The following is an 11,658-nucleotide window of genomic DNA, read 5'->3' as shown; positions in this document are numbered from 1 at the left end:
ATGAGCCATGAGGAACCACGCGCCGTGACCATGCGCGAGCTGAGCAAGCTCACGGCCGACCAATTGGCGAAGATCGATCACGCTGTGCCCGTGACCGACAACGGGCTGCCGGTCGCCTGGCTGGTGCCGCTCACTCCCGGTGAGCGGCACCGCGCCGACCTCGTCGCTCGCGGGCGCCTGCGCCCAGGGCGACGGGGTGTGCACTGGTCCCCACTCCCCGCGACGGAGAACGGCCCCACGCTCTCCGAAATTCTGCTGGAGATGCGGGCCCGGGAGCGCACTTGATCTACCTGGATTCCTGCGCTCTGGTGAAGCTCGTCATCACCGAGAAGGAAACCGCGGCCCTGCGGGAACGGCTTGACGATCACCTGGAGGAAGTACTCACTTCTGAGCTCGCGCTGACCGAAGTTCTCCGCGTCGTACGACGCTCGTGCTACAACGCTCAGCGGCAGCTGAGCGTCGACCAGGCCGAGCTGGACAAACGGCTCACCACCGCCGCGAACCTCCTGGACTGGATCGACCGGATCGTCGTCGACACCGACACGTTCCTGCGAGCAGGCATGTACGCCGACGACCCGCACGTGGGCTCGCTCGATGCGATCCACCTTGTCTGCGCTCTCGAAGCCGGGCCGGAGTTGCGGGCCTTCATCACCTACGACAAGGCACTCGCCCACGCCGCGACTCTCGCGGGACTGCCGGTCGAGCAGCCAGCATGAGCCCATATTCCTGACTCCCCGTATCGAACACCATCCCCGTGTCACTCGTCAGGGTGACACGGGGAACTTTTGCTGTTCGTGATTCCCAGCCTTTGACACTCCTTTGACACTCACTTGGTACTCCCGACACCATTCCCATCCATGTCGATCAGCTGACGCGAACTTTCCCCTCGAACAGTCCAGGGGAGAGCTGTGCCCTTTTCCGGGCACGGGATTCGGTTATCAGAACATGGAGAGGGCATGCGCCTGAAATCGCCGACATGGCGAAAAATATTGACCGGTGTCGCGGCCGCGGCGCTGGCCGCCGGTGCCGTGACCTACACGGGAACCACCACCAGCGCCTACGCCGACGTGCAGGTCAAAACCGACTCGAAAACCGGGGCGGACGGCAAGCAGTACTGGGTGGAAAACCACCTCGTCGGTGGCGACGTCAATAAAATTCGCAGTGAAAACAATGGGCAGCGCAAGGAGTACCTGCTCGTCTGGGCCGGTGACGAGAACATCGCGGACACTGCCGTGAAGGACATCAAGAACCTTCCCGGCACGCTCGGCGGCGGCCTCAACAAGGTCAAGAACGCCCTGCCCGGTCCGGACTTCCTGGCCGTCATCGACGCGACCAAGGGGTCCTCCACCTACGGCAAGGTCGTCAACACGGCCACCGTCGGGCCGCTGGTGGAGAACGAGCCGCACCACATGCAGTACGTGTGGCACAAGGGCGACACCATCTACGCGGGTGCCCTGTTCCTCGCCGCGACCTACGCGTTCGACGTGAGCGCGTTGCCGGAGCTCAAGCTCAAGGGCGTCAGTCTCCCGACGCAGACGCTCGGCGGCTCGGTTCCGGACGCGTACTGGGTGCTCAAGGACGGCACCGCCTACGGCACGTACATGGGCGGGCCGGTCGCGCCTGGTCCCTACACCTACGCCAACGGGCAGACCGTGATCAGCAACGGCTTCGCCGGCAGCCCCGGTGAGGTCGTGCGGTTCGACCAGAACGCGCAGGTCCTGTCGCAGACGTCCGCGGCGACCCCGCAGGGCGACAACGACAAACTGTGCGAGAACCTGCCGACACTGGGCCAGCCGACCTGCGCCAACCCACACGGCATCCAGGCCCGCGAGGACCTGAACACGCTGGTCACGAGTGACTACGCGGAACCGCGCAACATCATCCTCGACCCGGTCAAGCAGCCCTCCCCCTACCTGCGGCGGCCGACCGTCCGGACGTGGGACATCTCCGACCGCAACAACCCGAAGCTCAAGTCGGTGTCCTACCTGCCGGACGGTCCGCGGGCCGACGACTACGACCCGCTGTACGCGGAGAGCCGCGCGGTCATGGAGAACACCGTGACCCACCTGCCCGGTCACAAGGGCGCGTTCGCCCAGACCATGCAGGGTGGCGCGGTCTTCTACACGCCGGACATCACCAAGGCCGAACCGCACTGGTACCAGGTGTGGGACGACGGTGCCGCGAACACGGCGTTCGGCAACAAGGACAGCGTCGGCGCCAGCTCCAACGGTGGCTGGATCCAGACCAGCCCGGACGACCGGTTCCTCTACCGCGCCATCCAGGGGCGGCAGAAGGGCACCCTCGGGCCGGACGACCCCGGCACCACGGGGGGCGTCTACGTCCTGAACATCGAGAACCTGCTCGCGCAGGGTCCCGACTGGGCCGGTCCGGGCATCCAGACCAAGGAGCAGGCCCGCAGCGGTGCGGACAACGGCGTGCTGCCCACCCTCGCGGGTGCCGCGGCGATCAACCCGGGGACCCCGGGTGCCGGCCCGCACTGGGGCGCCTACGACAACTTCGAGCTGGGCGAGGACGGTTTCTACCACGAGACCACCTCGCCGGACCGGGTCGCGGTGTCGAACTACTTCGTGGCACGGTCCGGTCTGGACGGTGACCACAAGGTCAACATCGTGAACCTGTCCCCGGACGGCCAGGCCGCGGTCGACCAGGACTTCCGCGACGAGTTCACCGGTCAGGTGGGCATCAACTTCAACCGGAAGTCGTGGCCGCACGGTGACTTCGGCAACGCCAAACCCCACTCGGAACTGTTCGTCGTCGCTGACGCGGACGTGAAGTAAGCACGTGGTCGTGCGGGGCCGGACCCGGCCCCGCACGGCCGCCGTGCGGAAGAGGTACCTCATGGACCACGGGTCCCATCCGGCCACCGGCTCGGCCGGACTGGATCTGGCCGCGCTGCTCGTGCGGCTGGTGTTGTTGCCCGCCACGGCTTTCGTCGCCGGAACCGGGCTGATCCGGCCATCGGTCGAGACGTTGCCGCGCCGGCTCTGGCAGGTCACCGCCGCGCTGGGCGTGGTCTCCGCGGTGCTGGCCGTGGTGTCGGCGATCGCCTTCGACGTCAATGTCGTCGGCGCGGTCGTGCACGCCGCACTCGTGCTCGCGGTTCCGGTCCTGGCCCTGCTCCGCCCGCCGATCGGTCGCTGGATCGCCGTCGCGCTGCTGGTGCTGCTGATCCTCGAAACAGCGCTCGGCCGGTCCGGTGTGGAGTTCGCGATCGACACGGTGTACGTCGCGGGCACGGCGGTCTGGTTCGGACTGTCCGCGTTGTCGCTGGCACGCGCCGAAGCCCCGCGGCTCGGCCCGCTGTCGTGGACTCTCGGTGGCGTGCTGACGCTCGCCGCCGCGCTCCAGCTGGTGCTGTCCGGGGTCGCCTTCGACCGGCGGCTCTACGAAACGCTGTTCGGTGTCGCATTGCTCGCCGCGTTCGTGCTGCCGATCGTCGCGAGCGTGTTGTGGCGGCGGGTCGCGATCGTCGGTGTCGCCGCCGCTTTCCTCGCGTGGAGCGCGTTCGTCGCGGTACCGAAGCCGGCCGACCTGCCCGTTCCCGGTGTGCCGTTGCTGGCCGACGCGGGTGGCGGCCCGGTGCTGGTCAGCCCGCAACGCCCCGGCCGCAACCTCGTCCACCTGCCCGAACCGGGTTCGGTCAGGGTCGGTGACGGACCGGTCGTCCAGGCCGTGGCGCGGCCCGGCGCCTCGGGTGCCTGGGCCGAGGTCGACCTGCCCACGGGTCGCAGCGAGCTGACGGTGGGCGACCGGAGGGTCGAGGTGGACGCCGGGCACGAGACCGGCCCGGTGACCGCATCCGGTGTGGACGGACCCGAGTGCGCGACCACCGCGCTGGGCGGGCTGATCGCGGGCCGCGACGACATCCTGGCGAGCTGCCCGGCCGATGCGCTGTCCGAAGAGGACGCCGAGGCGCTGCGGAAGCTCGTCGGTTTCCTGGCCTCGCGGCAGGCCGATTCGGTGACCATCGTGGGTGATTCGTCGCCGCGTGGCAGCGCGGCAGCTCAGGTCGTGCGGGCCGCGGCCACCGAAAACCACCTGACTGTCCGGCCGGACGCCGCCGCGCTCGTGGTGGTTTCGGGCTGGGCCAGGGCGGCGTCGGCGCTCGACGGCGCCGCGGCCGTACAACGGGAACGCCCGGCCTACCCCTACGGCCTGTACGTCGCGCCGTGGCTGCTCACCGGGCCGCTGGTGAACAGCGTGGCGAGTTCGATGGCGCCGCTGCGGTTCGATCCGCGCGAGCAGGCGGCGGTCAGCTACGCCGTCGCCCTGGACAACGCGTTCCCCGGCGAAAGCCCGACGGTGACGGGGTTTCAGCAGTGGCTCGGCCCGGAACAGCCCGCGCCGCCCCGCGTGCAGGTGTACGCCTCCGCGCAGGTCACCGCGATGCCGATGAACCCGGAACAGCCGCACGCGCCGGGCATGGACATCGCCGGTGAGGGGCCCGGCCACTTCATCCCCCAGGGGACCGTCGTGGCGATCAGTTTTCCGCTCGGCTGAAGACCCGGGCGGATCAGGAAAGGAGAGTGCAGGAAAGTGCGTAGGAGTGTGGCGAGGGTGCTGGCCGGTGGCGCGATCGCGGTCGCGGCGCTGGGCCTGGGTGGTGGCGTCGCGAGCGCCGCGGAGACACCGATCTGGCTCGTGCCGGGCGCGGACCTCGGCTCGGTGCTCGACCCGGCCGTCCAGTTGCCGACGACGGCGCTGGCTCCGGTGTTCGAGCTGCTGACGTTCCTGGCCGGCTGAACACACGAGAGGACCCCGCGCCAGGTGGGTGGCGCGGGGTCCTCTTGGCGTTCAGCCTCAGCCGAAGCTCGGCAGGAGCTTGCCCGGCACCGCGTTGACGGAGCGGATCAAGCCGAACACCGGCACGCCCAGCGGCGCGAAGGTGTAGGCGTTGTCGAGGTTGGTCGTGTCCGGCTCGTCCACGATCACCACGTCCTGCGGTGCGGGCGCGGCCAGTGCGGGTGCCGCCGCGCCGAACACGGCGGCCCCGGCGAGGGCGCTCGCGACGAGACCCCGGATCACGGTCTTCTTCATGTTCCCACCTTTCTCGGGTAACGGGGTTTCCTTGCCCCGCAACGAAGAATGGCAGGACAGCGGGTGTGCTGTCCTGCCATTCCACGGCGTGGGAACTCAGCAGACGCTGTCCGCGGGCTTCGGGTTGCCGAGCCCGAACAGCGGCCGCAGCTTGAGACCGATCCAGGTGCCGCCCAGCGCGAAGACTCCCCACAACCAGCCGTGCAGGCTGCCGGTGGAGATACCGGCGAGGTAGGCGCCGATGTTGCAGCCACCGGCCAGGCGCGCGCCGATGCCCATCAGGACACCGCCGAGGACGGCCGCGACCGCCGTGCGCCACGGGACCTCGGCGCGGAACTTCCAGGTGCCCGCCGCCGCGGCCGCGACCGCGGCGCCCAGGATGATGCCGATGTCGGTGAGGCTGGTCTTGTCCGTCCAGATCGGACCCGCGAGCGATTTGGCGTTGCTGGTGGTCTGCCAGAACTCCCAGGTCTCCGGGTGCAGACCGATCAGCTGCAACAGTTTGGCGCCCCACAACGCGAAGGCGAACGTGACACCCCAGGTGCCGCCGGAGACGAGCACGACCGCGGCGGCGAGCACCCCGAGCACGAGCGCGCCGACGAGCAGCGGCCACGAACCGCGGTAGAGGCGCGCGAAGCCCTTCGCGGTCGGCGGCACGCCCACCGGCGGCGGGTTGCGGCGCGCCTGCACGAACCGGGTCACGACGACGACCAGTCCCAGCACGGCGAGGGTGACCGCCCACGAACCCCACCAGCCGACGTGGTCGGCGAGCAGGAAGCCGGACACCTGCGGCCAGCCGTCGAAGACCGGGAACGCCCAGGTGTAGAACACGGACCCGGCGATGAATCCGAACAGTGTCAGCACGATCGACGACTGTCCCGCGCCGACCGCGAACAACGTGCCCGACGCACACGCGCCGCCGAGCTGCATCCCGATCGCGAACAGTGCGGCGCCGACGAACAACGCGAGCCCGATCGGCCCCGCCGTGACCTTCGGCGTGGTGCCGAACAGACCGGTGCCGGTGCCGACGAGCAGCGCGATGAGCGTGGCGGCCGTGCCGAGCAGGAGGGCGTGCGCCCGCAGCCCTTCCCCGTTGCCCACGGCGATGAGCTGCCGCCACGCCGAGGTGAACCCGAAGCGCGAGTGGAACAGGGCAAGGCCCAGTGCCAGCCCGACCACGAGCAGCGCCCCGAACTTGCCGCCGTAGGTCGCCCAGACGTACCAGCTCAGGGCAACGGACCCGAGCCCCGCGACCACGAGCGGCACCCAGCGAACGGGCTCCTCGGGCTCCGGAACCGGCGCGGCGCACGAGGTCGGCGAATTCAGCAGAAAATTGCCGGCGGGCGGCCGGTCGGTGACAGCGGACACAACGCACTCCCAAGAAACGGACCAGGGGATCAACCACGGACAACGTTAGAAGTCCGTGAAGTATTCGCCCAGGTCATCCCAGAGTGCGGTACGCCTCCCTGCCTGCCTGCCTCCCCAATGCCACTTCCGTAGCGTTCAACGCCACCGATGTGGCATTGGTAGCGTCCGACGCCACCAATGCCACATCGGAGAACGTGCGGTGGGGGCCGTCACATCGGCTGGTTCGCCGAGGCGAGGCCCTTCGGCGCGGAGGCGATCGCCTGGTGGATCGCCTCCGCCAGAGCCAGCGCCGCCTCCTCGGTCAGCTCCAGCGGCACCCGCGCCGACGGGCCTTCCGCCGGGTTGAGGAAGTCGATGTTGACCGTGTGCCCGTACTGGGCGTGCACGGGGTGGTCCACGTACACGGTGGCGTGGGTCAGGCCGATCCAGCCCCGCGCCGTCTTGCCGCTGCCGTCGATCTCGATCTGCTCGGTCAGGTAGGTGCACATGTCGTCTCTCCTCACGCCGCCAGGTGTTTGCCGAAGAAGTCGAAGATCCGCCGCCAGCCGTCGGTCGCCGCTTCGGGGCGGTAGCTGGGCCGGTCGACGGCGAAGAACGAGTGTCCCGCGCCCTCGTAGCTGTGGAACTCGTGCGGCTTGCCCAGCCGGTCCAGCTCCGCGGACAGCGTCTGGACCTCCTCGGGCGAGGGGAACTTGTCCTCCGCGCCGAACAGGCCCAGCAGGGGGCAGGACAACCGCGGCGCGAGCCCCAGCAACGGCTTCATGCCCGCCATCTGCGGCGGCGGGTCGTTGACGACGAACGCGCCGTAGCAGTCCACGGCCGCGTCGATCTGGATGCTGCACGCGGTGAGGAACGTCTGCCGCCCGCCCGAGCAGTAGCCGATCACGCCGATCCTGCCGTTGGCCCCGTCGAGCCCTTTCACATACGCGGACGCGCCCTCGACGTCCCCGACCAGCCGGTCGTCCGGCACGCCGCCCTGGGCGCGCGCGGTGGCGGCCGCGTCGTCCGGGTCCGCGCCCGGTGCCTCGCGCCAGTACAGGTTGGGGCAGATCGCGTGGTAGCCGTTCGCGGCGAAGCGCCGCACGATCTCCTTGGTCGCCGCGTCGTAGCCCGGCATGTGGTGGATCACGACGACACCGCCACGCGGCGCCGCATCCAGGGGGGTGGCCAGGTACGCCTCGATTTCGTCGCCGCCGTGACCCGTGATCGTGACGGTCCCGGCGCGCATCGCATCGCTCATGGCGTCAGCCTGGCACGACGCGAAGGGCACGTCACACCGCCACAAACGCCTGCACGGTCGCGAAGCCGACAAACGCGGCGCCCAGCCCGGCGGCGACGCTGACCACGACGTTCAGCACGGCGTAGAACCACGCCTTCTGCTCGGCCAGCCGCAACGTCTCGAAGCTGAACGTGCTGTAGGTGGTGAGCGCACCGCAGAAGCCGGTGCCCAGCAACGCGTACAGCGACGCGGGCAGGGCGGCGCCGGCGCCGGCGAGCGCGCCGAGGACCAGACAGCCGGCGAGGTTGACCAGGAACGTGCCCCACGGGAACGGCCCGCCGTGCCGGGACTGCACCGCACGGTCGGTGAGGTACCGCAGTGGCGCGCCGATCACCGCACCGGCGACCACGAGGAGAGCCGTCACCGGGCCAGCCGCCGGGTCAGGGCGGCACCGGCGAGGACGGCGAGCATCGCCGCCACCAGCGTCCCGCCGAGGTAGGCGAACGCGACGCCGACCGAACCGGGGGTCAGCAGGCCGTGGAACTCGACCGTGTAGGTGGAGAACGTGGTGAACCCGCCGAGTACGCCGACGCCGAGGAAGGGCCGCACCAGCCGGTGCGCCACCCGGACCTCGGTGATCAGCACCATCAGGACACCGATCAGGAGGCACCCGAGCACGTTCGTGACGAACGTCGCCCAGGGGAAGTGTCCCGGCGTGGCCGGCCAGACGTGGATCAACGCGTACCTGGCCAGCGCACCGAGACCACCGCCGGCCGCGACGGCCGCCACGACGGGCAGCTGCGATCGGCGAGTGGTGGTGCCCGCTCCGGGATCACCGCTCACGGCCACCACCGTAACGTCTCACTCGGCCTGCTTCGGCTCCTCGGCCAGGTCCTCGAGCAGGCGGTCGAAGTCGAACTCCTCGCGCAGCGCCTCGAAGATCGGCGTGTCGTTGAGGACGCGCTCGTCGGTCTTGCTCATGTTGCACCTTCTCCCTCGCCCGCGCGTGCACTCCCACACGGTTCGCTCTCGCGGGTTGGACGCTCTCCCCTCGCCCAGCGGTTCCCGCGATCGGGTTAACGGGAGGTAATCTTACCTACCCACCGTGAGCACGCACGGGGCAACGGCGGGAGCGAAGCGCAGATCACACCCGTGACAAGGAGCCTCCGGCGAGAGATACTGGTCGGTAGAGGCGGTGCAGGCGATGGCACTCCACGGTGAAGAACAGCGACGACTCTCGGAAATCGAGCGGCAACTGGCCGCCGAGAACCCGCGCCTTGCGCAGCGGCTGGCCGAACTGCGGCCGATGCGGGTGTCCGGCATTCTGCTGTCCCTGCTCGGAATCCTGTGTTCCCCGGTGATCGGCCTGTTCCTGCTCGTGGCCGCGGCGCAGTCACAGGCGGTGATCCTGTTCGTACTCGGGACCGTGTTCACCTCGGCGATCCCCACGGCGCTCATCTGGCGCGCCTGGCTCCACCGGCTGCCCTGACGCCTACTCCGCGGAATCGACCGGCGGTTGCGGCGAGGGGCGCGTGTCCGGATCCGACTGGTTGGACAGGAAGCGCGGCACCACGAACCACAACACGACGAACGTGACGCCGACCAGCCCGCCGACCACAGCCATCGCGATCGGGCCGTAGACCACCTTCGCGATGAGGGAGACCGTCGCGGTGATCGCGGCGGCGAGGCAGACCAGGCCGGCCAGCACGGCCTTGTTGCCTGCCCGCAGGATGTCGTCCCGGCGGCCGCCGCGGAACAGGATCCGGTGCCACGCCGCGGGTGAGGACAACAGCGCGGTGGACGTGACCGCCAGCAGCACCGCAGCCAGGTGCGTGCCCTTCTCGAAGCCGCTCGCCGCGCGGAACTCGCCGGTGAACACCACCGTCAGCAGGAACCCGAACAGGATCTGCACCCCGGCCTGCGCCACCCGCAGCTCGCCGAGCAGCTCGTTCACGTTGCGCGCGAGCCGCTGGTTGGGGGTCTCCTCGTCATGACCGGACACATGATCAGCCTATGGGAGGAATTGCGCGGACACAGGTTGACGAGTAGACGGAGAACTATGCGAATTGTCCCTGTTGTCCTGTCCGCGGCGGCGGCCCTGGTCGCCTGCGCCGGAACCGCGTCCGCCACCTCCCCGGTGCAGGCCGGCACCACCGGTGAGCTGGTGCGTTACGACGAGGCGCTCGTGCCGGCGGAGGCGACGGCCAAGGCCCGCACCGTGTCCGTCACCGGCACCCTCACCACGCTGTCCGTGCGTGGCCTGCTGCCGGACCGCGAGTACGGCGCCCACGTGCACACCAAGCCGTGCGGTGCGGCGCCCAACGACTCGGGCCCGCACTACCAGCACATCGCCGACCCCGTGCAGCCCTCGACCGACCCGGCGTACGCCAACCCGCGCAACGAGATCTGGCTCGACCTCACCACCAGCGCGAACGGCAGCGCCCTCGCCGTCTCGCACGTGGCCTGGACCTACGGCGACCGCCTGCCGGGCTCCGTCGTCCTGCACGAGACACACACGCACACGGACCCGGGTCACGCCGGGACGGCGGGCGGGCGGCTGGCCTGCCTGAACCTCGACTTCGGAGGGTGATCGACACGGCCTGGTGAATCCGGGCTTGGATCCGGCGCCCCGCGGGTAGGCCCCGATCGACGGCGAAGGGGAGAAGCGATGGAAGCGACCCCGGACGACCACCCGGTCTGGGTGACCAACTCGGACGGCACGGCCGAGCACGCGGTGCCGGACACGGCCATGGGGCCCGGCCTGGAGCTGGAAGCCGTGTGCGGCGCGCGCTTCCTGCCCGCCGCGATGACCGCGCCACCCGGTGCAACCTGCCCCGAGTGCCTGACCCACCTCCTGGTGCCCGCACCACGGGAACCGGAGCCGCGCCGCCTCTGGCGCCGCTACCACGCCAAGCACTAACGCCGCTGGGTCGAGGCGCGCACCACCAGCTCGGGCTTGAACACCACCGACCGGTGCGCGGGCCGGTTCCCGGACTCGGGGGTTTCCGCGATCAGCAGTTCGGCGGCGGTCTGCCCCAGGCGCCGCGCGGGCTGGCGCACCGAGGTCAGCGGCACCGCGGCGGCGCCGGCGAACTCGATGTCGTCGTAGCCGACGATCGCCATCTCGTCCGGCACCCGCACGCCCGCGCCGACCATCGCCTGCAGCACACCCAGCGCCAGCAGGTCGTTGGCGCAGAACACGGCCGTCGGCCGCGGGCTCATGCCCAGCAGCCGCGCACCGGCGTCGCGACCGGACACCACGTCCAGTTCGGCCGTCTCGATCACCGACAACCGAGCCGCGGAACCGTCCAGAGCGCTCCGCAGCCCCTGCTCGCGGTCGCGGCACTGCGTGAGGATCTTGGGCCCGTTGACGAACGCGACGTGCCGGTGCCCGGTCTCCAGCAGGTGCCGTCCGGCCAGCTCGCCGCCGGCCAGATCGTCCACCGACACCGAACTCGCCTCGTCCGCGGGCACCTTCCGGTCCACGAACACGTACGGGATCCCGCTGCGGCGGAACGTCTCCAGCGCCCCGCCGGAGGTGTCGACCGGGCTCAGCAGCAGGCCACGCACCCGCTGTTCGGCCAGCAGCGCCAGGTAGGACTCCTCGCGGTCGACGCGCTGACCACTGTTGCAGGTGATGACGTTGAGGCCCGCGTCGTGCGCGGCCTGTTCGGCTCCGCGGGCGAGGTCGACGAAGAACGGGTTGCCGAGGTCGAGGACGAGCAGCGCCATGATGCGGCTGCGCCCGGCCCGGAGCTGGCGCGCGGACTCGTCGCGCACGTAGCCCAGCTCTTCGATGACGGACAGCACCCGTGAGCGGGTGGCCGCCGAGACGATGTGCGGCCGGTTGACCACATTGGACACCGTGCCGATGGAAACCCCGGCCCGCCGGGCAACGTCCTTGATGCCAACCATGCGTCCCCTTGCTCTCCCTGGTGACGCAGCCTAGCACGCGTGAAACGTTCAAGGTTCTGAACAGATGCTTGTGGTAGGCCCTCGTGACCGCTAACCTG

The 11,658-nt window shown here is 69.9% G+C and carries 16 protein-coding genes; 8 read left to right on the top strand and 8 right to left on the bottom strand.

All coding sequences use genetic code 11. The features are described 5' to 3' along the window. The 5 genes from HNR02_RS10650 (at position 1) to HNR02_RS10630 (ending at position 4,764) form a co-directional block, all read left to right on the top strand. The gene (locus tag HNR02_RS10650; RefSeq protein ID WP_179772983.1) at positions 1–285 is read left to right on the top strand and encodes a hypothetical protein; all 285 of its coding nucleotides are present in this window, start codon (positions 1–3) and stop codon (positions 283–285) included. Further along, a complete protein-coding gene (locus tag HNR02_RS10645) occupies positions 282–716 on the top strand; it encodes a type II toxin-antitoxin system VapC family toxin (RefSeq protein WP_179772982.1) in 435 nt (144 codons plus the stop codon). Before HNR02_RS10650 ends, HNR02_RS10645 begins: the two co-directional genes overlap by 4 nt. A 240-nt stretch (positions 717–956) precedes the next feature. Then, positions 957–2,798 (top strand): hypothetical protein, encoded by a 1,842-nt coding sequence (locus tag HNR02_RS10640; RefSeq protein ID WP_179772981.1) that lies wholly within the window; start codon positions 957–959, stop codon positions 2,796–2,798. A gap of 61 nt (positions 2,799–2,859) precedes the next feature. Next, complete coding sequence (locus HNR02_RS10635) at positions 2,860–4,521, top strand: hypothetical protein (RefSeq protein ID WP_179772980.1); 1,662 nt, start codon at positions 2,860–2,862, stop codon at positions 4,519–4,521. A gap of 36 nt (positions 4,522–4,557) precedes the next feature. Continuing rightward, positions 4,558–4,764 carry a hypothetical protein gene (locus HNR02_RS10630; RefSeq protein ID WP_312860968.1) on the top strand — a complete coding sequence of 69 codons (207 nt, stop codon included), beginning with the start codon at positions 4,558–4,560 and terminating at the stop codon, positions 4,762–4,764. 57 nt (positions 4,765–4,821) lie between these two features. Here HNR02_RS10630 and HNR02_RS10625 read toward each other — a convergent pair whose 3' ends face one another. From HNR02_RS10625 to HNR02_RS10600, 6 genes are all read right to left on the bottom strand, one after another. Next, positions 4,822–5,058, bottom strand: coding sequence for a hypothetical protein (locus HNR02_RS10625; protein WP_179772979.1), 237 nt, complete (start codon positions 5,056–5,058; stop codon positions 4,822–4,824). A gap of 96 nt (positions 5,059–5,154) precedes the next feature. Then, entirely contained in the window at positions 5,155–6,426 is a 1,272-nt protein-coding gene (locus HNR02_RS10620; protein WP_179772978.1) for a YeeE/YedE family protein, read from the bottom strand. Between the two features lie 209 nt (positions 6,427–6,635). Beyond that, the gene (locus HNR02_RS10615; RefSeq protein WP_179772977.1) at positions 6,636–6,914 is read right to left on the bottom strand and encodes a DUF6295 family protein; all 279 of its coding nucleotides are present in this window, start codon (positions 6,912–6,914) and stop codon (positions 6,636–6,638) included. Positions 6,915–6,925: 11 nt separating this feature from the next. Continuing rightward, the gene (locus HNR02_RS10610; RefSeq protein WP_179772976.1) at positions 6,926–7,666 is read right to left on the bottom strand and encodes a dienelactone hydrolase family protein; all 741 of its coding nucleotides are present in this window, start codon (positions 7,664–7,666) and stop codon (positions 6,926–6,928) included. Between the two features lie 31 nt (positions 7,667–7,697). Further along, a complete protein-coding gene (gene crcB, locus HNR02_RS10605) occupies positions 7,698–8,069 on the bottom strand; it encodes a fluoride efflux transporter CrcB (protein WP_179772975.1) in 372 nt (123 codons plus the stop codon). Further along, the gene (locus HNR02_RS10600) at positions 8,066–8,488 is read right to left on the bottom strand and encodes a fluoride efflux transporter FluC (protein ID WP_446680324.1); all 423 of its coding nucleotides are present in this window, start codon (positions 8,486–8,488) and stop codon (positions 8,066–8,068) included. The genes crcB and HNR02_RS10600 overlap by 4 nt, the downstream gene beginning before the upstream one ends. Positions 8,489–8,849: 361 nt before the next feature. On the opposite strand from HNR02_RS10600, the gene HNR02_RS10595 reads away from it, so the two are divergent. Beyond that, the gene (locus HNR02_RS10595; protein WP_218902768.1) at positions 8,850–9,134 is read left to right on the top strand and encodes a DUF3040 domain-containing protein; all 285 of its coding nucleotides are present in this window, start codon (positions 8,850–8,852) and stop codon (positions 9,132–9,134) included. A gap of 3 nt (positions 9,135–9,137) precedes the next feature. Here HNR02_RS10595 and HNR02_RS10590 read toward each other — a convergent pair whose 3' ends face one another. Next, positions 9,138–9,647, bottom strand: a complete 510-nt coding sequence (locus tag HNR02_RS10590; RefSeq protein ID WP_179772973.1) for a DUF6328 family protein — start codon at positions 9,645–9,647, stop codon at positions 9,138–9,140. 57 nt (positions 9,648–9,704) lie between these two features. Between HNR02_RS10590 and HNR02_RS10585 the strand changes: the two genes are divergently transcribed. Both HNR02_RS10585 and HNR02_RS10580 read left to right on the top strand, forming a co-directional pair. Next, positions 9,705–10,235, top strand: a complete 531-nt coding sequence (locus HNR02_RS10585) for a superoxide dismutase family protein (RefSeq protein WP_179772972.1) — start codon at positions 9,705–9,707, stop codon at positions 10,233–10,235. A gap of 78 nt (positions 10,236–10,313) precedes the next feature. Further along, positions 10,314–10,565: a hypothetical protein gene (locus tag HNR02_RS10580; RefSeq protein ID WP_179772971.1), complete on the top strand. Its 252-nt coding sequence runs from the start codon at positions 10,314–10,316 to the stop codon at positions 10,563–10,565. Here the strand turns inward: HNR02_RS10580 and HNR02_RS10575 are convergent. Further along, positions 10,562–11,560 carry a LacI family DNA-binding transcriptional regulator gene (locus HNR02_RS10575; protein WP_179772970.1) on the bottom strand — a complete coding sequence of 333 codons (999 nt, stop codon included), beginning with the start codon at positions 11,558–11,560 and terminating at the stop codon, positions 10,562–10,564. The two genes, HNR02_RS10580 and HNR02_RS10575, sit on opposite strands and share 4 nt — an antisense overlap. Positions 11,561–11,658: the final 98 nt, after the last annotated feature.

The sequence above is a fragment of the Amycolatopsis endophytica genome, assembly GCF_013410405.1.
GTDB lineage: Bacteria > Actinomycetota > Actinomycetes > Mycobacteriales > Pseudonocardiaceae > Amycolatopsis_E > Amycolatopsis_E endophytica.
Note: the sequence above shows the minus strand (reverse complement) of the source record. Positions and strands in the feature narration are given on the sequence as shown.